27 protein-coding genes and 1 pseudogene are annotated in these 21,607 nt (G+C 36.1%); 13 read left to right on the top strand and 15 right to left on the bottom strand.

Annotated elements, in window-relative coordinates; genetic code table 11:
- Nucleotides 1-13: 13 nt before the first annotated feature.
- The 6 genes from MLD65_RS03560 to MLD65_RS03535 form a co-directional block, all read right to left on the bottom strand.
- A complete protein-coding gene (locus tag MLD65_RS03560) occupies nt 14-1,042 on the bottom strand; it encodes a LacI family DNA-binding transcriptional regulator (protein WP_243290489.1) in 1,029 nt (342 codons plus the stop codon).
- A 102-nt stretch (nt 1,043-1,144) separates the two neighbouring features.
- Complete coding sequence (locus MLD65_RS03555) at nt 1,145-1,960, bottom strand: carbohydrate ABC transporter permease (RefSeq protein WP_243290488.1); 816 nt, start codon at nt 1,958-1,960, stop codon at nt 1,145-1,147.
- Nucleotides 1,960-2,820, bottom strand: a complete 861-nt coding sequence (locus tag MLD65_RS03550; protein ID WP_243290487.1) for a carbohydrate ABC transporter permease — start codon at nt 2,818-2,820, stop codon at nt 1,960-1,962. Before MLD65_RS03550 ends, MLD65_RS03555 begins: the two co-directional genes overlap by 1 nt.
- A gap of 163 nt (nt 2,821-2,983) precedes the next feature.
- Nucleotides 2,984-4,282: an ABC transporter substrate-binding protein gene (locus MLD65_RS03545; RefSeq protein ID WP_243290486.1), complete on the bottom strand. Its 1,299-nt coding sequence runs from the start codon at nt 4,280-4,282 to the stop codon at nt 2,984-2,986.
- A gap of 382 nt (nt 4,283-4,664) precedes the next feature.
- Entirely contained in the window at nt 4,665-5,234 is a 570-nt protein-coding gene (locus tag MLD65_RS03540; protein ID WP_243290485.1) for a superoxide dismutase family protein, read from the bottom strand.
- 76 nt (nt 5,235-5,310) lie between these two features.
- Entirely contained in the window at nt 5,311-5,502 is a 192-nt protein-coding gene (locus MLD65_RS03535; protein ID WP_243290484.1) for a hypothetical protein, read from the bottom strand.
- 171 nt (nt 5,503-5,673) lie between these two features.
- On the opposite strand from MLD65_RS03535, the gene kapB reads away from it, so the two are divergent.
- Entirely contained in the window at nt 5,674-6,048 is a 375-nt protein-coding gene (gene kapB / locus MLD65_RS03530) for a kinase-associated lipoprotein KapB (RefSeq protein ID WP_243290483.1), read from the top strand.
- Between the two features lie 145 nt (nt 6,049-6,193).
- Here kapB and kapD read toward each other — a convergent pair whose 3' ends face one another.
- A complete protein-coding gene (kapD, locus tag MLD65_RS03525; protein WP_243290482.1) occupies nt 6,194-6,817 on the bottom strand; it encodes a 3'-5' exonuclease KapD in 624 nt (207 codons plus the stop codon).
- A gap of 208 nt (nt 6,818-7,025) precedes the next feature.
- Between kapD and MLD65_RS03520 the strand changes: the two genes are divergently transcribed.
- Both MLD65_RS03520 and MLD65_RS03515 read left to right on the top strand, forming a co-directional pair.
- Complete coding sequence (locus MLD65_RS03520; protein ID WP_243290481.1) at nt 7,026-7,445, top strand: thiol-disulfide oxidoreductase DCC family protein; 420 nt, start codon at nt 7,026-7,028, stop codon at nt 7,443-7,445.
- A gap of 51 nt (nt 7,446-7,496) precedes the next feature.
- Nucleotides 7,497-8,033 carry a hypothetical protein gene (locus tag MLD65_RS03515; protein WP_243290480.1) on the top strand — a complete coding sequence of 179 codons (537 nt, stop codon included), beginning with the start codon at nt 7,497-7,499 and terminating at the stop codon, nt 8,031-8,033.
- Nucleotides 8,034-8,176: 143 nt separating this feature from the next.
- On the opposite strand, the gene MLD65_RS03510 is transcribed toward MLD65_RS03515, so the two are convergent.
- Nucleotides 8,177-8,413, bottom strand: coding sequence for a hypothetical protein (locus MLD65_RS03510; RefSeq protein ID WP_243290479.1), 237 nt, complete (start codon nt 8,411-8,413; stop codon nt 8,177-8,179).
- A gap of 251 nt (nt 8,414-8,664) precedes the next feature.
- Here MLD65_RS03510 and MLD65_RS03505 point away from each other — a divergent pair, with 251 nt between their 5' ends.
- The 7 genes from MLD65_RS03505 (at nt 8,665) to mnhG (ending at nt 14,408) form a co-directional block, all read left to right on the top strand.
- Nucleotides 8,665-11,064, top strand: a complete 2,400-nt coding sequence (locus MLD65_RS03505) for a Na+/H+ antiporter subunit A (protein WP_243290478.1) — start codon at nt 8,665-8,667, stop codon at nt 11,062-11,064.
- Nucleotides 11,065-11,132: 68 nt separating this feature from the next.
- On the top strand, nt 11,133-11,498 hold the full coding sequence (locus MLD65_RS03500; protein ID WP_243290528.1) for a Na(+)/H(+) antiporter subunit B: 366 nt from the start codon (nt 11,133-11,135) through the stop codon (nt 11,496-11,498).
- On the top strand, nt 11,498-11,836 hold the full coding sequence (locus tag MLD65_RS03495; protein WP_243290477.1) for a Na(+)/H(+) antiporter subunit C: 339 nt from the start codon (nt 11,498-11,500) through the stop codon (nt 11,834-11,836). The genes MLD65_RS03500 and MLD65_RS03495 overlap by 1 nt, the downstream gene beginning before the upstream one ends.
- Nucleotides 11,833-13,314: a Na+/H+ antiporter subunit D gene (locus MLD65_RS03490; protein WP_243290476.1), complete on the top strand. Its 1,482-nt coding sequence runs from the start codon at nt 11,833-11,835 to the stop codon at nt 13,312-13,314. The genes MLD65_RS03495 and MLD65_RS03490 overlap by 4 nt, the downstream gene beginning before the upstream one ends.
- A gap of 5 nt (nt 13,315-13,319) precedes the next feature.
- On the top strand, nt 13,320-13,796 hold the full coding sequence (locus tag MLD65_RS03485) for a Na+/H+ antiporter subunit E (RefSeq protein WP_243290475.1): 477 nt from the start codon (nt 13,320-13,322) through the stop codon (nt 13,794-13,796).
- The gene (locus MLD65_RS03480; RefSeq protein WP_243290474.1) at nt 13,796-14,080 is read left to right on the top strand and encodes a Na(+)/H(+) antiporter subunit F1; all 285 of its coding nucleotides are present in this window, start codon (nt 13,796-13,798) and stop codon (nt 14,078-14,080) included. The genes MLD65_RS03485 and MLD65_RS03480 overlap by 1 nt, the downstream gene beginning before the upstream one ends.
- Nucleotides 14,064-14,408, top strand: a complete 345-nt coding sequence (gene mnhG / locus MLD65_RS03475; protein WP_243290473.1) for a monovalent cation/H(+) antiporter subunit G — start codon at nt 14,064-14,066, stop codon at nt 14,406-14,408. The genes MLD65_RS03480 and mnhG overlap by 17 nt, the downstream gene beginning before the upstream one ends.
- A gap of 23 nt (nt 14,409-14,431) precedes the next feature.
- On the opposite strand, the gene MLD65_RS03470 is transcribed toward mnhG, so the two are convergent.
- Both MLD65_RS03470 and MLD65_RS03465 read right to left on the bottom strand, forming a co-directional pair.
- Nucleotides 14,432-14,833, bottom strand: a complete 402-nt coding sequence (locus MLD65_RS03470) for a hotdog fold thioesterase (RefSeq protein ID WP_243290472.1) — start codon at nt 14,831-14,833, stop codon at nt 14,432-14,434.
- A 279-nt stretch (nt 14,834-15,112) separates the two neighbouring features.
- A complete protein-coding gene (locus tag MLD65_RS03465) occupies nt 15,113-15,337 on the bottom strand; it encodes a hypothetical protein (RefSeq protein WP_243290471.1) in 225 nt (74 codons plus the stop codon).
- Between the two features lie 241 nt (nt 15,338-15,578).
- On the opposite strand from MLD65_RS03465, the gene MLD65_RS03460 reads away from it, so the two are divergent.
- On the top strand, nt 15,579-15,839 hold the full coding sequence (locus tag MLD65_RS03460) for a helix-turn-helix domain-containing protein (RefSeq protein WP_243290470.1): 261 nt from the start codon (nt 15,579-15,581) through the stop codon (nt 15,837-15,839).
- Nucleotides 15,840-15,991: 152 nt separating this feature from the next.
- Nucleotides 15,992-17,446, top strand: coding sequence for a 4-hydroxyphenylacetate 3-monooxygenase, oxygenase component (hpaB, locus tag MLD65_RS03455; protein WP_243290469.1), 1,455 nt, complete (start codon nt 15,992-15,994; stop codon nt 17,444-17,446).
- 27 nt (nt 17,447-17,473) lie between these two features.
- Here hpaB and MLD65_RS03450 read toward each other — a convergent pair.
- Together MLD65_RS03450 and MLD65_RS03445 are read right to left on the bottom strand one after the other, a co-directional pair.
- Nucleotides 17,474-17,723: pseudogene (locus MLD65_RS03450) on the bottom strand (YueH family protein).
- A 162-nt stretch (nt 17,724-17,885) separates the two neighbouring features.
- Nucleotides 17,886-18,104, bottom strand: coding sequence for a spore germination protein (locus tag MLD65_RS03445; RefSeq protein ID WP_243290527.1), 219 nt, complete (start codon nt 18,102-18,104; stop codon nt 17,886-17,888).
- A 150-nt stretch (nt 18,105-18,254) separates the two neighbouring features.
- On the opposite strand from MLD65_RS03445, the gene MLD65_RS03440 reads away from it, so the two are divergent.
- A complete protein-coding gene (locus MLD65_RS03440) occupies nt 18,255-18,815 on the top strand; it encodes a GNAT family N-acetyltransferase (RefSeq protein WP_243290468.1) in 561 nt (186 codons plus the stop codon).
- 97 nt (nt 18,816-18,912) lie between these two features.
- Here MLD65_RS03440 and MLD65_RS03435 read toward each other — a convergent pair whose 3' ends face one another.
- The 3 genes from MLD65_RS03435 to MLD65_RS03425 all read right to left on the bottom strand — a co-directional run bounded on the left by MLD65_RS03435 (nt 18,913) and on the right by MLD65_RS03425 (nt 21,583).
- Nucleotides 18,913-19,443 (bottom strand): HD domain-containing protein, encoded by a 531-nt coding sequence (locus MLD65_RS03435; protein WP_243290467.1) that lies wholly within the window; start codon nt 19,441-19,443, stop codon nt 18,913-18,915.
- A 141-nt stretch (nt 19,444-19,584) separates the two neighbouring features.
- Nucleotides 19,585-20,946 (bottom strand): sensor histidine kinase, encoded by a 1,362-nt coding sequence (locus MLD65_RS03430; protein WP_243290466.1) that lies wholly within the window; start codon nt 20,944-20,946, stop codon nt 19,585-19,587.
- A complete protein-coding gene (locus MLD65_RS03425; RefSeq protein ID WP_243290465.1) occupies nt 20,918-21,583 on the bottom strand; it encodes a response regulator transcription factor in 666 nt (221 codons plus the stop codon). Before MLD65_RS03425 ends, MLD65_RS03430 begins: the two co-directional genes overlap by 29 nt.
- Between the last annotated feature and the right edge of the window lie 24 nt (nt 21,584-21,607).

Genomic DNA, 21,607 nt, shown 5'->3' with positions numbered 1-21,607 from the left:
CTCATCCTCCTACTCACTTACTTAGACATAGTCGTTGACAAGTTTTACGAATAACAATATTTGTTGGAATACATACGTTTTTGTTTAGTAAGTGAGGAAATTTAATTCGTTCTAATAAACATTTCGCTGCCTCAAACCCTAACTCATACGTGTTCACATCCACTGTTGTAAGCGGTGGGCTTGCTAGTTCTGAAATAAGCGTATTGTTAAAACTTACAACACTCACCTGATTCGGAACAGATATCCCCTTTTCTCTTAATGCACTTAATACACCTAAAGCGACAAGGTCGTCTGCTACTATAATAGCAGTAGGGGGTTTTGCTAAACTCATTAATTCCTCAACAGCTTTCTTTCCTTCTTCACGATTAAAAGCAAAATGCTTTTTATATTCTCCTGGGATTGTCAAGTTCGCTTCTTGTACTGCAGAACAAAACCCTTCTAACCGATCTTTTGTTACTGCATATTTCATAAATCCCCCGATGAAAGCAATTCTCATATGACCTAAGTTGATAACATAGCGAGTGATCTCTTTTGATGCCTTCACATTGTCATTATCAACATAGGTAATGTCGATATGTTCAAAAGAAGGCTTACCAATTAATACGCAAGGAATCTTTTTTTCACACAAATAAGGAACAACACGGTCGTCCTCACGTGAATACGGAACAATAATCCCATCAACACGTCTGCCTTGAACCATTTTCACTACATCTTGAAAGATTTCATCGTCTGACTCTCCTGTCGTCATCGTGATACTATACCCTTCTTGATGACAATAAGAGCTAATCCCTTGAATCACTTCTGGGAAAAATGGATTATTTAAAGACTTCGTAGCTGAACTAGGCATGACAAGCCCGATGGCTTCTGTTGTGTTAACTGCTAAACTTCGGGCATTTAAGTTCGGGTGGTAGCCCATTTCCTTCATCACTTTCCGAACTTTACGTTTCGTTTTCTCACTAATCCTCGGACTATTCGCAATAACACGGGAAACAGTCGAAGGAGCAACTTGCGCCATCTTTGCAACATCTTTAATTGTGACCATTGTTTATATACTCCTTTATAGCCGACTTTGTTTCTTTATAACTAGTTCATCATTTTCAATATTTTTCAAAAGTACTGCATAATCATCACATGAGATTTTCTCCTATTTAACGGCACCATCGGAAATCCCTTTAATAATTTGCTTTTGCGCAAAGAAGTAACCGATAATAACAGGGATAATGGCGATTGTTAATCCTGCTAATGCTAAATGCCATTGTTTCGTATACTCTCCAAAGAAGAAGAACATCTTTAAAGGAATTGTGTGCATGCCCTCTTTATTAATCACGAGGGATGGCAATAAATAGTCATTCCAAATCCAAATCGTATTTAATATCGCCACTGTTACTGTAATCGGTTTAAGCATGGGAAAAATGACGTACCAAAAGACTTGGAACCGGTTTGCTCCATCAATGGTTGCTGCTTCATCTAATGATTTTGGAATTCCGTTTAATGTTCCATGGTAAAGGAAGATGGAAAGGCTACTTCCAAATCCTAAATACATAAAGATGAGGCCAATTCGATTTAACATCTCCATTTTCCCAAAGATCGATACGAGCGGAATCATGACGGATTGAAATGGAATAAGCATAGCTGCAACAAATATAAAGAATAATAGAGAGCTCATTTTTGATTTTCGACGTGATAATGCATACGCAGCCATCGAAGAAAAGATAACGATAATTCCAACACTTACAACCGTAATGACGAGAGAATTAAAAAATGTATGCACGAAATCGAGTCGTTCGAATGCTTCTACGTAGTTTTCAAATGTAAAAACTTCAGGTAAGCGTAACGTATCCGTAAAGATTTCTCTTTTCGTTTTAAATGAGTTCACAATCATTAAATAAAACGGTGCAATCCATACGAGTCCTAATACAATACCGATGATACTGACAATCCACTTCTGACTGTTACGCATTACATCTCCACCTCCCGCTTTTTGTTTATATACACTTGTGTTAAGGAAATGGCTGCAACAATCAGGAAGAATACAACTGCTTTTGCTTGAGCATAAGCCATTTGATTCTCGCCAAAAGCTGTTTTAAAAATATCCATCGCCACCATTTGCGTTGAATTGTACGGCCCTCCACCTGTTAATGATAAGTTTTGGTCATACAATTTAAACGAGTTCGATAACGTCAAAAACATACTAACGGTAAAAGCTGGTGCAACGAGCGGAAATGTAATATGACGGAATCGTTGGAACGTGTTTGCCCCGTCAATTTCTGCTGCTTCTAATAACTCTTGTGGGATGTTTTCCAAGTAAGCAATGTAAATGACCATAATATAACCAGCCATTTGCCAGCTCATTAAAATGACAAGCCCCCAAAAACCTGTCTCCGTTGTCGATAACCAACCTTTTAAGCCTTCAGCTCCAATCATATCTCCAACGCTTCCAAAAACTTTAATAAAAATAAACTGCCAAATAAATCCTAAAATTAATCCACCTATTAAGTTTGGCATAAAAAAGACTGTGCGCAAAATTTTACTCGTTTTCAGCTTTTGTGTCACAATAAGAGCTAACGAAAGCCCAAAAAAGTTAATAAAGAATACAGACGCAATGGAAAAAAGTGTTGTAAATTTAAGAGAATATAAAAACTCTTCATCTTTAAAAAGCTTTATATAATGATCAAAGCCGACAAACTGAGAGCTTTGAATTCCGTTCCAGTTCGTAAAGGAATAAAACAAACCGTAAACGAGCGGAATGATAACGACAACTGTTAATGCAACAAGAACGGGTGCTAGAAACAGCCAATACCAAACATTACGTTTTTGCATATAAAGACGCCTCCAATATTACATACGTACAATCTAATAAACCACGGATAAGGATGCTTATTTTTACTAAAGTTTATTATTTTTGTTTAAATCTAAAACTTGAACTGAAAATGGGAGACAACAAAGCGGCACACTATGCCATGCCACTTTGTTGCCTAGGAACTTATTGATTACGCGCTTCTTCCCAAGACTTACGAGACTCATCAATTAATTCGTCCCAAGTCATTTCATCACTTACGTACTTTTGAATGTTAACGCCTAATTTATCCATTCCCCACCCTGATGGATAACCCATGAATACCCATCCGATTGTTTTACCTTCTTGAGCATATTGATAGATTTCTTTTGATAGTGGGTCAGAGATTTTATCTGCGTCGTATCCATCATATGCAGGGATAAATTTAAAGTCGTTTAATACTGTCTCTTTTCCTTCGTCAGAAGTATATAACCAGTCTAGAAACTTTTTCGCTTCTTCTATTACTTTTTCGTCTTTATTTTTGTTCACAGTCCAGTACATTGGAATACCAACCGGGATCGAATCCTCTTTAAATCCTTCAATTGGAAGAGGTAAAATTCCAATTCCATCTTCAGCTAATTCAGGATCAATGTCAGCAACCGAGTTGTAAACCCAGTTACCTTGTTGAATGATGGCTACACGACCTGTTGAGAATAACTCTTCAACTTGTTGAGAATAGTCTAAACTTACTGTTGGTTGTACGGAGTAAGCATTTTGTAAATCTACTATTTTTTTGAATGCGTCGCCGTACTTAAACTCAACGGTAGAGGCATTAAATGCATCAATCACGTTAGAATTAAATTCTGGTGCAATGAACGCGTTTGATAAATGTAACCCAGTTACCCATGTTTCTTTTGCAGGGAAAGCAAATACTGCATCAAGTCCTAAATCACCTTTTTGCTTGTCCAAACTTTTCACAGCTGCTTCTAAATCTGCAAATGTTTGAATCTCTTCTGGATTAATTCCAGCTTTTTTAAAAATTGATTTATTATAAATGAATCCATACCCTTCTTGGTTATAAGGAACACCTAATACTTGTCCATCTTTTGTAACGCCATCTAACGTTCCTTCAAGCGCTTTTGCTGAAGCTTCTGTATCAGATAAGTCTACTAGCTTATCTTCCCAATCAGCCACGTCTTGAGGCCCGCCAACATTAAATATTGCAGGCTCATCACCCGATGCGAACTTAGACTTTAATGCAACGCCGTAATCTTCACCGCCGCCTACTGTCGTAATATTAATATCGACGCCAGGATTTTTCTCTTCATACACTTTGGCGACATCCTCAAACTGCTCTTTAAATTCCACTTTAAACTGGAAAATATCAAGAGTTACTTGATCTTTAGTGCTTTCTTTCTCTGAATCGACTGAAGAACAACCGAATAGTGCAGTGCTTGCTAACACCAAAGACGACATGGCTGTAACAAGAAATTTTTTCGATTTCATTGAATGATTCCCCCATATGATTTTTTAAGAAACCGTTTGCACAAAAGCGTAAAAAAATAAATATAGGTAGAAAATAGTTCCAAAAAAATTAAAACGTTTACATTTGGAAGAAAAATGACGCCACCCTACCAACTATTTATTTTATCAACAAGTTATGCTTAATTAGTGCAATCGGTTGCATTGGATGTTGTCCTCATGGTAGCATATTTATTCTTGCTGTGCAATACTTAATTTTCGAATTTTCGATCAAGTAAGGACACTCCTTGAACCATCTTTTGATATGACATATTGCAAATATGCAATAAAGTTGTATACAGGTAATAACTGTGTAAAATTCTTGAATTTTTGTTCAAAAAAAATACGCTTTTCAAGCGCATTTTTTTTATTTGTCTTCTTCTTTTTCCACTTCATTCTTGTCTTTTCGTTTCGCCTCATCTTCTGTGATTTCACCACATGCAATTCGTTTTCCTGAGTCTCCAGATGGTTGAGACATGCCGTCATCTTTTCCTTCCGTCACAATAATAGCTGTTCCATCCTTTTGTAACAGAGAATTTTTTTCTCCTTTTTTTAAGGTAAGATTAGGTGCTTTTAATTCATGGTCAACCATCCCATTTTCATCTGCCGTAATATTTTGTAAGTCACCTGCATGAGCACCTTCTGGATGTAATAACCCGTGTTTCTTCTCGTCAGGATTAAAATGGTTGCCAGCCGACGAAAAATCAGGTGGTGTGCATTCACCTTTTTCATGAATGTGAAAACCGTGTTCTCCTGGTGGCAATCCTTCTAATAAAACTGTTAAGCCAAGACCATCTGCTTCTTCCATTATTTCAATCGTTCCTAGAGAGTCACCTTCAGGATTAAACATTTCAACAGATAATTTAGTTAAATCGTCCGCAGTACAACCTGTCAACATCATTACACTAATGAATAAAATCCATTTTTTTATCCGCATAAAAACCTCCGTATAACCAAGTTGTTACATGTCCATTTTTTACTGAACAGAGCGTTTTTATGCGGGCATACATCATTTAATCTTTCTCTTTACGTTCCTTGATTTTTTTCATTAATTCATCAGCTTCCTGCTGCTCCCTTTTCGAAACTCGTTTAAAAAACCATACTGCAACGAATGCTAAGACGATAAACGGAATCATTTGCAAAAATGCCCCAAAATATTCACTTTTGTCTTGTGGAAAATAGACAATAAAAGGCAATATCATCATAACCAACCCTTTCTTTCCATCTCTTTTTTTACTATAACAGATATTAGTAGATATTAGCTAAAATGTCGTGAACACTCCATGAAGAAATATACGTCAACAAGATGATTCATAAGACCATTTATCTGTATGGTAAAATGAAGAAAACTCATTTACTCGAAAGGAATGAAGAAAATGAATTTGCAAAAGGGAGATATTGTTACAGGTATATACAAAACGGGTAAATATATCGGAGAAATAACAGATATTCGTCCACAACATTATTTAGTAAAAGTTCTCGCTGTTATCAAACATCCGGTACAAGGGGACTTGCATCATCCAAAGCAAGTTGACGTACCATTATTCCATGAACGAAAAGCGTTAAGCTTCCAAGAACAAACAAACATCCCTAAACAAATGGTACGAATATATGATGGAGAAATCCCAAATTATGAGAAATCATTACAGCAAGCGTTAATGACTTTAAAACAAGATCTTCATGACGATGGTAGTGAATGGGCAAATAGGTCTCTTCAATGTTTAAAAAAGCTTGAACAAGCATACTATTGAACTTCATTTAGTGGTTTTTTCACCCCCACTGAATGTCCCCCGCCTAACTTCTTTTCTTTACTACAGAATCTTGAGGTGGGGTCTTACTGCCCGTTAAGAGTGGGATCAATAATTTAGGCCAACCTACAAAGAATGTAGTTGGCCTTTAAGTTGCTAATTTTCCTAATAGTTTTGATAAATCGATACGGTCACCAATTGTCGTCGGTTTTGGCTTTGATAAATACTCTTTATCTTTTTCTACTAGTTGAAAAATTTTATACGTTGTTAACGCATCATCTAACGCACGGTGATGCTTCCCGGTCCCTTTTTTCCCATACTCTTCAACAGCTTTCCATAATCCAGTTTGATTACGATCACCGAAAAATTTTTTATACTCCATTGATAAGTCAAGTTCTTTTTGGTGAAATGGAAATACGAGTCGATGTTTTTGGCAATTATGGCGCAAAACTTTCATATCCATATTGCCCCATGTAACAACAGTCGTTTCTTTCGTTTGGACGGATTTCTGCAGATGATGAATAAGTTCAGAAAATGAAATACCATCATCGACTTGTTCCTGCGTAATTTGTAAAAATTTTTTACAACGATTTGTTAATGAAGGAAAGAATGTCGGTTTTACGAAAGATGAATAAGTTTGAGTAACAGTACCTGACGAAACAATTACGAAGCCCGCCTCAATAATTTCCGGAAAAAAACCTTTAGGAGATGACTTACTTTCTGGCATCGTAAACTCAAAATCAATAAAAATTTGCTGGTGTTTAGCCACCAAAAGAATGGCCCCTCCTTCCTGTTTAAATGGATATCAGGTAAATTTAGTTTTTATTACCATTATATCATTTCAAGTGAATAATTATCTTATATTTCCAAAAATTAAACAGTTTTTTTATTAGTGTTTTTCAACCCTTATTAATTGTCCACCAAATATTGATAAGATAAAAATGAGAGAGCAGATTAATTGAAATGAGGGACGAGTGAAGATGAAAGAGCGAAACCCAATTATTTTGTTCGATGGAGATTGTCTTCTTTGTAATCAATCCGTTCAATATATTCTATCTCACGATGTGAACAAACAATTCCATTTTGCTTCATTACAGTCAAATATAGGAAAAGATTTATTGAAGCAATTCCATTTTCCCGAAAATTATATAAACTCCATTGTTCTTATTGAAAATCAAAACGTCTATACAAAGTCCACGGCTGTTCTGCGTATTGCAAAGCATTTAAATGGATTTGTGAAGTTATCAGTCGTCTTTACAATCATCCCGAAACCAATTCGAGATTGTATTTATAGCTTTATAGCAAAAAATCGTAAAAAATGGTTCAAACAACAAGAAATGTGTCTTTTGCTAACACCTCAGCTTCGGAGGCGCTTTTTAGACGAGAATGAGAGTGGATAACTTGTTCTAACTTTTTACGTTGCAACATAAAGATATAGCGGAGGGATTCAAATGAAGCGTTATATCTTTATTGTTGTTACGGTTCTTTTACTCGTGGTACTACCAATGAGTACCACAGCTTCATCTTCGGTGTCGACAAACTTCGTACAAGCGCTAGAAAACCATCTACAACTGAATAATTCTTATTATGATGAAGGATCGTTTACCGTCCTTGATTCCTTAACAATGAATGGAACCATTTCCAAAACATCCGGAGAAGAAGTTACAGAGTATGAGGGGAATTTTACAGTCGCATTTGTGGAATTTCAAGAAAAACGTGACGGTTTTATTTATTTTACGAAGACCGAACTTCATATTTGGGATAATGAAAATGAAGAGTTTCTCTCACTTTCGAATATTTCCAAAAACGAGCATGCGAAAAACTTTTTTGCAAGTTACGCTACCGCACTTCAAAAAGAAATGCAACCAGGTTCATTACTCCTTTTTATGATTATGCTCGCAATCGTAATCTTAACACCTGTTTCTCTTATGTTATTCGTAACACCATCTTGGTCAACGTACACCACATCTTTTTATAGGAGAATATAACGAAAAGAGCCGATTCATTGAATCTGCTCTTTTTCTCTTTCTAAGTTGCTAAAGTGTTATCAACACCGGCTCTCGTTTAAAAAGCAGGGTCGACATTTCTCAACTAAGTAATGAGTATATCGATATAATTGGAGCGTTGTGCATTAATGAGACATAACACGAATATATTCCCGTGGAGAAAAACGTTCAAAGATATCTGTTTCGATTATTTGTTGTGTTAATGTTGGATTTGAGGTTTTTGTATCCGTTTTGATCATATTTGAAATAATCGGCGTATCGACGTTGTCAACATACGTACGTTTCGTATTTTCATGCATATACCAAGCAGAGCCAAACATGATACCAAATATTGAACATGCCGTTATGACTTTTCTTGTCATGTAACCACCTCATTACTATCATGTAGTTCTGACAAAAAAAATATACATTTGAACGAAAATTTGATACGATATTTATGGTCATGTGAACTCGAAATGAAAAGTAAGTAGGATCTTTTCTTCCAAATTAAAAACATAGTCACGAATGTAATCGTAAATACTAAAGTAGCTGCTATGTTATACATGGAGAAAAATATCGGTTATAATGAATTTTGTGGAATTTTGTCGGAAAGGGATGTTAGGAGGTTAAATTCATGACGCTTTTACATTGGGCTATACTAGCGCCTTTTTTATTTGCCACTTTTATACCGCTAGTTTATAAAAAAATCCCCAAAATACATACAGGCTGGTTTGTATTGGTACTACCTGTTGTTCTCTTTCTTTACTTTTTACAGCTTTTATTAAGTCAGAAACATCAAGAAACGATGATAAGTACAGTCGAATGGATTCCTTCACTTGGAATTAATTTTACTGCATATGTCGACGGACTCGGTTTATTATTCGCTTTACTCATTACCGGAATCGGCTCGCTTGTCGTTTTATACTCTATTTATTATTTATCGAAAGAAAAAGAACAGTTACATACGTTTTATGTATATCTCTTGATGTTTATGGGAGCGATGCTAGGTGTTGTCCTCTCAGATAATACAATCGTTCTTTATACGTTTTGGGAATTAACAAGTTTTTCTTCTTTCCTATTAATTGGTTATTGGTACCATCGTGAAAAATCAATATACGGGGCTCAAAAATCGATGCTGATTACCGTATTTGGTGGCTTATCGATGTTAGGAGGTTTTATTCTCCTTTATTTAATGACAGGAACATTTAGCATTCGCGAGACAATTGCAAATGTTGATACCATTTTGTCACATGATCTTTTCTTATTTGCTATGATTTTAATTTTGCTTGGTGCATTTACAAAATCTGCACAGTTTCCTTTCTACATTTGGTTACCTGATGCGATGGAAGCACCAACTCCAGTAAGTGCTTACTTACACTCCGCTACAATGGTTAAGGCAGGTATTTATTTAGTTGCTCGTTTTAGTCCGATCTTCGCTTTTAGTGCTGAATGGTTTTGGACAGTATCTCTTTTTGGAATTTTCACACTATTCTGGGGAAGCTTTAACGCTGTAAAACAAACCGATTTAAAAGCAATTTTAGCGTTCTCCACTGTCAGCCAGTTAGGGATGATTATGTCGTTACTAGGTGTAGGGGCTGCGTCTTTACATTTTGAAAACGTACAATTTTACACCGTTGCAACATTAGCAGCTATCTTCCATTTAATTAACCATGCAACTTTTAAAGGAAGTTTATTTATGGTCGTCGGCATCATCGATCATGAAACCGGTACGCGTGACATTCGAAAACTTGGTGGATTAATGAGTTTAATGCCGATTACGTTTACGATTGCCATCATTGGCGCTTTCTCAATGGCGGGGTTACCCCCATTTAACGGATTTTTAAGTAAAGAAATGTTCTTTACAAGTATGATTCGAGTGTTAGAGATGGATTTATTCAGAGCAGATACGTGGGGAATATTATTACCGATCCTTGCTTGGACCGGCAGTGTGTTTACGTTTTTATATAGCATGGTTCTCGTGTTCAAAACGTTTACTGGAAAGCTTCAAAAGGAAAAGTTACCAAAAGTTCCACACGAAGCACCGATTGGAATGCTTATTCCACCCATTATATTAGCATCACTTGTTGTGATTTTTGGCTTTTTCCCAGATTTATTAGCCTATACGCTTATTGAACCGGCTATGGCATCTGTTCTTCCGAGCTTATTAACAGATAAAGACCACTTCCATGTTCATATTGAAATGTGGCATGGGTTTACTCCTGAGTTATTTATGACAATAGGAGTCATTTTATTAGGGACAGTTCTGTTTTTAACCTTACCTAAATGGAAGAAAATTTACAACTTACAACCAGAAAAACTTACATTAAATAAGATGTATGATAGGTTTTTATCAACTCTTGATGATACATCGAGTCGCTTCACACGTTTTTACATGACAGGGTTTATTCGCGACTATTTAGTGTATATTTTTGCTTTCATGATTGTACTAGTCGGGACAAGCATGGCTATTCAAGAAGCTTTTTCGTTTAATCCCGACCATAGTGCTTCCATTGGTATATATGAGGTTATATTAGCACTTGTCATGATTGCAGGAACTTTAACAACGGTATTTTCAAAATCTCGGTTAACTGCGATTATCGCGTTAGGTTCTGTTGGCTATTCTTTATCGCTCTTTTTCGTATTATTTCGGGCACCTGACTTAGCTTTGACACAATTGATTATTGAAACGGTATCTGTTGCCCTATTTTTATTAGCATTCTACCATTTACCTGAATTAAAACGTAAAGAAAAGAGGCTTCGTTTCCGCATCGTCAATTTCATTATTTCACTTGGCGTCGGTACGATTGTGACGTTAGTCGCAATTTCTTCGCATAGTGAACGTGTGTCAGAAACGATTGCTTCATATTTCATCGAAAACAGCTACGAACTTGGTGGCGGTAAAAACATGGTAAACGTCATCTTAGTTGACTTCCGCGGTTTTGATACGATGTTTGAAATTACCGTACTTGGAATTGCAGCATTAGCCATTTACAGCATGATTAAGCTCCGCCTTTCAAGGAGGGAAGAAGGGTGAAAAAACATAGAAGAAAGACAAATGATATCATTTTACAAACGATTACGAAAATCGTTGTATTCATTATCATGACTTTTTCCTTATATTTATTTTTTGCCGGACATAATGCGCCAGGAGGAGGATTTATCGGAGGGCTTATGACCTCCGCCGCCATCGTCCTTCTTCTAATCGCATACGATGTGAAAACGGTCAAAAACATACTACCTGTCAATTATCTTAAAATGACAGCTGTAGGATTACTAATTGCTGTTATGACAGGTGTTGGCTCCTTTTTATTCGGTGTTCCATTTTTAACACATACATTTGGTCATTTCCATTTACCCGTGTTAGGAGAGACGGAACTCGCAACCGCTGTGTTATTTGACCTTGGTGTTTACTTAGTTGTCATTGGAGTTACGATGACCATTATTCAAACGATTGGAGAGACGGAATAATGGAAATTTTAATGTCAATCGTTGCTGGTATTTTGTTCATGGCTGCAACCTATTTAATGCTTTCGAAAAGCTTATTACGAATCATTATTGGCACAGGTCTTTTAAGCCATGGAGCTCACCTGCTCATTTTAACGATGGGTGGATTAAAGCAAGGAACGGTTCCGCTATTAAGTGAAAAAGCCGCTTCATATGTCGATCCACTGCCTCAGGCACTTATTTTAACAGCCATTGTCATTAGCTTTGGTGTAACATCGTTTTTCTTAGTACTAGCTTATCGCTCTTATCAAGAACTTGGAACAGATGATATGGAACAATTGAGGGGAAATGATCAGCAATGAATAACTTTATCATTTTACCAGTAATTTTGCCGCTAATTACCGGGATTTTGCTCGTTTTTTTCACTAAACAAATAAAAGTACAAAAATGGATAAGCAGTTTAGCATCTTTAGTAACGATCGTGATCGCTATAGCACTTGTCCAGCGTGTTTATGAAAATGGAATTCAAACATTAGAGCTTGGAAGTTGGAAAGCTCCTTTTGGTATCGTATTAGTTGCAGATATGTACTCAAGCCTTCTCGTGTTAACGACAAATATCATCGTTTTTGCTTGTTTACTATTTGCTTTTCGTTCCATTGAGTTAGAACGAGAAAGGTATTTCTTTTATCCAGGGGTCATGTTTTTATTAACAGGTGTCTCTGGTGCATTTTTAACAGGCGATATTTTCAACCTATTTGTTTTCTTTGAAGTAATGCTGATGGCTTCTTATTTCTTAATCGTTCATGGGAATACGAAAATTCAACTGCGTGAATCGATCAAGTACATTTTAGTGAATGTTATTTCATCGGCTCTATTCGTTATTTCTGTAGCGTTCTTATATGCCGTTACAGGTACATTAAATATGGCTGACTTAAGTGCTCGTGTTTCGGAGTTTGGTCAATCAGGGATTTTAAGTGTCATTTCAATATTATTCTTAATCGTATTTGGTTTAAAGGGAGCGATTTTCCCCTTATACTTCTGGTTGCCTGGTTCTTATCAAGCTCCGCCATCTGCGATTACCGCATTGTTCGGAGCTCTATTAACAAAGGTTGGTGTGTATTCCATTACGAGAATATTTACGCTAATCTTTGTTCATGACCCAACATTTACACATGGAATCATTGCATGGCTTTCGGCACTAACCATTATAGCAGGTGTTATCGGGGCCATTGCGTATTCAGATATTCGTAAAATTATTATTTACAACATCATTACAGCTGTTGGCGTCATTTTGTTCGGTGTTGCATCGTTTAATGAAGCAGGGATTGAGGGTTCCGTATATTATTTAATTCATGACATGCTTATTAAAGGAACGTTATTCTTGATTGTCGGGGCCATTATCGTCATCACTGGAACGAGTGACTTACGTAAAATGGGCGGACTCATCAAAAACCATCCTTCTTTAGGTTGGATGCTCTTTATTTCAGCAGCAGCTTTAGCAGGAGTTCCACCGTTAAGTGGGTTTGTAGGAAAATTAAAGATAATTCAAGGTGGGTTCCAAAACGGAGAATACGTCATTGCCATGGTTGTGTTACTTTCTAGTCTTCTCGTTTTATATTCAGTCATGAAAATCTTCATGAACGGCTTCTGGAGAGAGCAAGTATTATCGAAAGAAGAAGAAAAAGGGTCAACAAAAGGATTATTATTTCCCATCGCCTTTTTGCTTTCTCTTTCTATCCTTTACGGATTTGGAATTGAAATGGTCTCTCCTTATGTATCCCAAGCAGCTGAGACGTTGCTTGACCCATCAATTTATATTGAAGCCGTATTAAAGGAGTAGGTCATATGGCATTTCAAATTTTGTTAAACAGTTTTATCGCGTTTATATGGATGTTTTTGCATAATAGTTATTCAACATCAAGCTTTTTAGTTGGATACATGATTGGGCTATTAATCATTTTTGGCTTAAGACGGTTCTTTCCAAGGCGTTTTTACTTATGTAATGTATTGGCCGTGATAAATCTTGTGCTCATCTTTTTTAAAGAGCTTATTTTATCCAATATTTCTGTATTAAAGGTCATTCTATCGCCTAAATTAAATATGCAGCCTGGTATTTTCGCTTTAGAAACATCCCTTAAAAAAGATTGGGAAATTACGTTATTAGCCAATTTGATTACATTAACACCTGGTACACTTGTTGTCGATATTTCGGATGATAATAAAACATTATATATTCACGCAATGGATATTGATGATGTCGAACAAGCGCGGAATGATATTAAAAATAGCTTTGAAAGGGCAATCAAGGAGGTGAGCCGCTAATGTTTGAAACCGTCTTAGTGATTTCACTCGGATTGATTGCGATTTCTTCATTCCTTTTGATAATTCGGCTCATTAAAGGACCCTCGATTCCAGATCGAGCGATTTCGTTAGATGCGATAGGAATTAATTTAATTGGAATTACAGCGATTATATCCGTCGTATTAAAAACGAACGCCTTTTTAGACGTTATTTTACTAATCGGTATTTTAGCTTTTATTGGAACGGTTGCTATTGCCAAATTCCTGGAGAAAGGAGAGATAATCGAAAATGATCGTGATAAGTAAATTGATTATTGGCTTTTTAATTCTCCTTGGATCCATTTTAAGCTTAATTTCATCAATCGGTATTTTACGCTTACCTGATGTGTATACACGTAACCATGCTGCTTCAAAAGCAGCTACTCTCGGTATTATTTCCATTATGCTTGGTGTTTTTCTATACTTCAGCATACACGAAGAACATATAAACACAAGGGTCATACTCGGGATTATCTTTGTTTTGCTGACATCCCCAGTTGCAGGACATTTAATTAATCGTGCAGCCTATTATACGAAAACGCCATTGTGGAAAAATACCGTTGTAGATGATTTAAAAAATAAAGAAGAAGGATGAGACAATGATCTCATCCTTCTTCTTTATGTATGAACAGGCTTTTTTGGCATAATAGCCATTGTGCAGCGGGATAAACAAATTAAATCGTTTTGTTCATCAACAATTTGAATTTCCCACACCATCGTTGAGCGTCCACGATGTACAGGCTTTGCAATCGCTGTTACAACCCCGTCTTTCTTCGCTTTTATATGATTGGCATTAATCTCAAGCCCGACAGCTATTTCCTTCTCAGCATTAATGGAAGTATATGCTCCTATACTAGCAACCGTTTCAGCTAATGCAACAGAAGCACCTCCATGTAAAATTCCAAACGGTTGCCGAGTTCGTTCATCCACTGGCATCGTTGCCACGACACTTTCCTCATCGATTTTTCGAATTTCAATTCCTAACGTTTTGATCAATGTTCCCTCTACATTTACGTTCATTCTATACTAAAACCTCCTCGTCTCACTTGTCACCTTCTTAATACTGCCACAACAAAAATAAAATATATACACATAAATATAATAATAGGCAAGACGTTCAAAATGTCCATTACGTTTCTCCCCTTCCTAGTAAGGCTTACGTTCTTAAAAATCTATTACGTAACATTTTAAAGGAGAAACATAATATTTATATTGAGATAACATTTATTTTTTGTAAATTTTAAATTATACAAAAATGTTGTCTGGAAATCAAGAAAAAACGGGTAATGAAAAGGAAAATTACCCGTACACGAAAGCCTTTTTTATGAGAACTTTCGCTTCATATAAAGCATACTCTAGTACTTCTTCTCTTTTCTGTACTGGTCCGTTATACTCAATGGTGTAGTCTAAAATCTCTTCATGTTTAAATAAACATTCTACTTTTGCGTTACAACCTTCCATTTGCACTGAAAACACAACAACATACTGGTCATCTAACACATAAATTGATTGATTTTTAACCAATGAGTACCTGACCCTCCTATCATTTCATTACCTTTCTTATTTCTATACAAACATGTTTTTTCCTTTTTAATAAAAAAATAAAATCCTTAACCGCTAATCAACTATATAGGAGTTTATAAAAATACATTAACAATTATAAAAATTCAAAAAATACGAAAATATCTATTGCTTAAAAGCGCTAAAGTTGTTACAATATTTTTTAAATTCGAACGTCAATGTTAGGGGTAAAGGGATGAAAAGGATGGAGAAACAATATGAAGTAAACATTAAGTTAGACAACATATTAAAAAAGCGCCGTATGACAAAACGAGAGCTTGCACGAAAAGCCGATATTCGCCATACACTTGTTTGGGAAATGTGCCATAATAAAACAAAGCGTTTACCACTTGATAAACTAGCTAAAATTTGTTCCGTATTAGATATCGAAATTACCGACATTATCGAACTTGTGGAATTAAATGAACATCGTGTAAATCGAACCACAACGGAAGTTCACCGGTAAAGCCTCTCTCACGTGGAGAGGTTTTTTGTTTTTTCTAAAACGAACAACGAATCTGTGAGCATATCCAAAACCATTCTAAAAAACCGTGTTCACCTACTTGGCTTGTTTCTCATATAGTAAGTAAAGCGATATGCTTAAAGAGGTGAATAGAATTGCCCGCCATTTCTGGAAATGAATATATACAACGAATTGATGAATTACAATCGCAAATTTGGGTTGAAGGAGAGAGGATTGTCGGGAGAGTTTCTGAACATCAAGCATATAAAGGAGCCATGAAAACGAAGGCATCCTTGTATGACTTTCAAGTAAACGCTAATCATATTTATAAAATGACCTTTACATCCCCATTAACTGGGAACCGTGTTGGGATGTCTTTTTTAGAACCGAAGTCAAAAAAAGACTTAGAAAAACGTCGGACAATGATTCAATTATGGGCTACTCAAACGGCTGGTATGATGGGAAGAACTCCAGACTATATGAATACTGCCCTAATGGCTTTTACAGCGGCCTCTTCTATCTTAAAGGAACATGACTCATTTTTTATGAGAAACCTCATCCAATTTTTCGAGACGGCCCGTGAACATGATTTGTCCTTTACACACAGCTTTATTAACCCTCAAGTTAATCGCTCATCAACATATCGAGAAAATAAACGTGAGCCAATTGCCGCAAAAGTTATAGAAGAAACGAGTGATGGCTTAATCATTAAAGGTGCACGCCTGGTCGCAACAGAAGGTGGAATGACTGACGAAGTCATTGTCCTACCATCCAAAAATATTCCGACTGGAGAAGATGAATACGCTTTTTCTTTTAGTATTCCTAGTAATACAAAAGGATTAAAGTTTATCGGACGCCCATCCTTTTGCGGTGGTGAATCAACATTTGATCACCCGTTATCGTCTCAATTTGAAGAAATGGATACGATGGTCGTCTTTGATAACGTATTAGTGCCGTGGGAGCGTGTCTTTATATACAACCGTTCTGGCATTGCGCAAAAATTCTTTGTATTGAGCAGTTTTATCCCTCATGCTTTACACCAAGTGATATGTCGACAAATCGTAAAAACAGAATTCATGCTTGGAACTGCGCAGCTATTAACAAACACACTAGATGTTTCAGAATATAAGCATATTCAAGAAAAGATTAGTGATATGATTATGGGCCTTGAAACATTAAAGTCACTGTTGTATCGTGCCGAACAAGAGGCTGCGATTGATCAATGGGGGACAATGACTCCGAACCGTGATCCTCTATATGTTGCGGTTCAATTATTTGCAAAACTTTATCCGAAATGGACGGAAACGCTTCAAAAAATTGGTGCTAGTGGAATGATTATGTTGCCATGTGAGGAAGATTTTAAATGTAGCGACATAAAGCAAGATTTATATCATTATTTACAAACAGATACACTTAATGCGAAAGAACGGACAAAGCTGTTCCGCTTTGCATGGGATTTAACGATGAGCTCCTTTGGATCAAGACAAACCTTGTATGAACAATATTTTTTTGGAGATCCAGAACGACTTTACTCAAACCTTTATTATGGATACAATCGTGTTCATTGTGTAGAACGTGTAAGAAATTTTTTAGATATCCAAGATTTATAATACTAGCAGAGCCTTTTGCTCTGCTAGTTACATTTCTCGAACCCATTGTATGATCTTTTTTTGATAATTGGCTATAAGCTTCTTCAGAAATACGATGTTTTAATGAAACCCCTAATCTTTCTAATAATGACGGAGTATCCTCATCATAAGTAATAACAGTAGACCACTCGATATCAGGAACGGATACAAGTGTATACTCTTCTTTTTTATTTTCATATAGATAGACGTTTGAAATAACTTGTCCCTCATGTTGAATATTTGCTTTACGAATTTTCACGTTATTTCTCCTTTCATCAATCATATTCATCACTATTATAAAACATTGTCCATACAAAACGAATGGAGAAACAACGAAGATGTATCTATTACCGAACATTTATGCATAAAAAAAGCGGGTAAATACCCGATTGGATTGAAAATGTTTTTTTTAAAAGAATCGTTAGTTGTTGAAAGCTTGAGTTTGATCACTAACGTTTGGATTAAATTCGTTTGATACGTTTCGGATGTTTACCGTTCTCATACGATCTCCTGTATTCAATGCTCCTGAACCTAGAGCTGATTTCAAACTAGATTTCGGTGAAATTGAAAACGTATCTCCTACTTTAAACGCACCATCTCCTACACTTTCTAATTCAATAGCACCAACAAAAGCTGGCATCATATCACCTCTCGTCATGTTATCAATTCATTGTATGCCTTTAAATCGTCCAACGTTATTGAATCTTTATTTTTCAGCTTAGCAGGATTCGTCAACAAATATCACGAATTCTTTTTCTATTATTCTAATAATTGTTAAAGGAGTTTTTATATGTTTATTCTTCCAGTTGACGAAAACATTTCTATTCAACTATTACAATTACAACACGCAGACGAATTATTTCATCTTGTAGACGACAATCGGAATCATTTGCGAAAGTGGTTGCCTTGGGTAGATAGCATGCAATCCCCGGTGGATTATCATACGATTATCCCACTATGGCTAGAGCAATTGGCAAAAAATAACGGGTTCAACGGTGGGATTCGATACAAAGGACAATTAGTTGGGATGATTGGTCTCCATTATATCGACTGGTCAAATTTAAAAACGAGCATCGGTTACTATATCGGGAAACATTATGAAGGAAAAGGGATTATAACAAGAAGTGTTCAAGCTGTCTTATATTACATTTTTCAGGAATTACAACTAAATCGGGTTGAAATTCGTTGTGGAGTGAACAATTTGAAAAGTCGTGCCATACCAGAAAGGCTCGGCTTCAAGCAAGAAGGGATCATTCGAGAGGATGAATGGCTCTATGACCATGCTCATGATTTAGTTGTTTACGGTTTATTAAAAAAAGAGTTTGTCCTTCTTACATCATCGAAAAGCTAAAGGTATAACCATGTAAAACTTTATTTATTTCGACCAAACTCCCTATTATATATAAGTAGGACAATAGGAAATCCACCTCATCCTTTTAGGTGGATTTTTAAACGGTCTTTTTTAACGGCTTTTGAAACCGCTCAACCATTTCATCTAGTTCCTTTACTTTCTTTTTTGCTACTTTTATTTCGATAGTTTTATAATGATGTTTTCCGCCCGGCTCTTCATCCATTTCATCTGCCATCTTCACAACCTTTTGAAGAGCATTTTGCTTTAATTGACCTTCTGGCAAGTAGGAATCTGTATGCAGTAATATCGCTAATGCAATTTGCTTAGCCGCTTTTGGATCTTCACCTAGACGAATTAATAATTTATGAGCCCGTTCGGCTCCTTTAATCGCGTGAATATCATTTTTCTTGTATTTTTCATAATCCCATTTTCCGTTTGTATACCATTCATAATGTCCGATATCATGAAGTAATGCCGCTTTTGTCGCTAAATCTAGGTCTACTTTGTATCGAATAGCTAAATGATAAGCATGATAAGCCGTTTCAATTGCATGGGCAATACCAGATCGTGTTAAATATTTTTGGGCAATTGGATGGGTGAAAACATCCATCAACGTCACCTTTCTCACATCCATCCCTCCTAAGTTTTTCTGTTTAGAATATCATATGAAGCAAGAAGTTGCAACGGTCACTTATGTTTCATTATTGTATGAGTATCTCTTCATAAGAGAACCTATTTTACGAAAGATTAACATGAAAAGGTAACAAGATTAATAACTATTGTTACCTTTTTCCCAAATGACCGTAAATTGAACTCCATGCGGAACATTTTCAGCTGTTATCGATGCTTGATGGAGCGATGCAATGCGCTTCATAATGGCTAGTCCCAATCCAAAATGTCCTTTTTTTCCTTTCACGTATGGCTTAAACAAATCTTCGATAATTTCTTCATCAATCGGATCTCCATCATTTAAAAAAGTACCAATCATTTCGGACTCCGTTTCCTTTAAAGTGAGTAAAATGTTCGATTTTGCGTATTTAAAGAAGTTATCAAGTAAATTCTCAAAAAATGTAATCCACTGCTCTTTGTCACCGACAATCGTTACTTCTTCCAATTCCATAGAAACGTGAACATCTTGCCTTTTTCCTTTTAAACGGTGCACGACCTGTTTTACTACAAGATGTAAAGGAACTTCTTCCTTAACAGACCCTTTCACACTTAAATAATCGAGCTTTGTTAAATACAATAAATCCTTTATTTTCTTTTCAAGCTTTACGGCTTCTTGCTCAATAATATCTGCTGTTCCTTCTAATGTCCCTGTTGGATAGACGCCCTCTTTTAAGCAATCGGCATAGCTTCTGATAACCATTACTGGTGTCTTTAAATCGTGCGAAATATGTTGAAGCATATTTTGTTGGGTTTCGTCTTGTGCTTTTAATTGCTTACGCATTGATTCAATGGATGCTGCTAATGTCCCGATTTCATCCTTCCGGTTAATTTGAACTGTACGGTCCCACTTTCTCCGGGATAACTGCCTTACATGTTCATTAATTGTAATAAGTGGTCTTACAAACCAATTGGACAAGAAGAAAGATAAAACGATCCCGACAATTAAAATAATAAATAAGATATAGTATATTTGTTTTAATAATGTATGGACGACTTCTTTTCGGTAAGCATCCCATAAATAAGATACTTGATAAATCGGAACACCATTAAATTCACGCTTTGAAATAACATAAAGCATTTCCTGTCCATTGACGTTTAGCACATACCGCTTTGAAACTTCCTCCTGATTCAGCGCTTGATGATACAAAACACGTAAATCTTTACTCGAAAGCTCAGATCCTTGATAAATTGTCCCATCCCATTGAATAAACAAATGCTGCACAGATCGTAAAGTTTGTCTTTTCGGCTCACTTGAAAGCTCTGAAATCTCGCTTTCAGAAGAAATGAGTCCTTGCGACTCTTCAATAGACTTAAACATCTCACTTGTAAAAAAGGAGTTGAGCGTTGACGGAATGATTAATACAAACGCTATACCAATAAACAAAATAAAACTAATAAAAATAATTAATAGCTGCTTTTTGATTGGACGGTTTTTAAATTGATTCAACCATTCGATAACCATAACCATACACCGTTTCAAGTTTTATCATGGGCATTTTCTTTCGTAACCTGCGAACGAGATCGTCGACAACACGATCAGAACCAAAAAAATCCTCTCCCCAAACGATCGTTAAGATTTCCTCACGCGAAAATGCTCGGCCGATATTTTTAACGAGTAAATAAAACAAGTCAAATTCTTTTGACGTTAAAGTGATCGGTTCGTCTTCTTTAAAAACAAGCCGCTTTTCTTCATCTATTGAGTAAAATCCATATGTGACCTTATTCTGGACATCCGGGTAAACACGTTCCAATAGTTTTCGACATCTGATGACTAATTCTTTTGGTAAAAACGGCTTGGCTAAGTAGTCATCACTACCTAATTCTAACCCTAATATTTTATCTAAATCCGCATCTCGAGCACTAATAAAAATGACAGGTGTTGATGGATCGTACTTCTTAATTTTTTTAATTAATTGATAGCCGTCCACATCCGGTAGCATAATGTCTAAAATCCACAAATGTGGTTTTTCAGGGATTGATTTTATTGCTGAATTCCCATCAAAAAATGAAGAAACTTCCCACCCTTCCTTTTTTAAGTAGCTCGATAACACAGCATTTAAATGGTGTTCGTCTTCAACTAAATGAATGCGAAAGCTCAAGTTTTTTCCCTCACTCTCATCATT

The organism is Bacillus sp. FJAT-47783 (assembly GCF_022808615.1).
Taxonomy (GTDB): domain Bacteria; phylum Bacillota; class Bacilli; order Bacillales; family Aeribacillaceae; genus Bacillus_BZ.
This window is presented reverse-complemented; position numbering and strand designations above follow the sequence as displayed.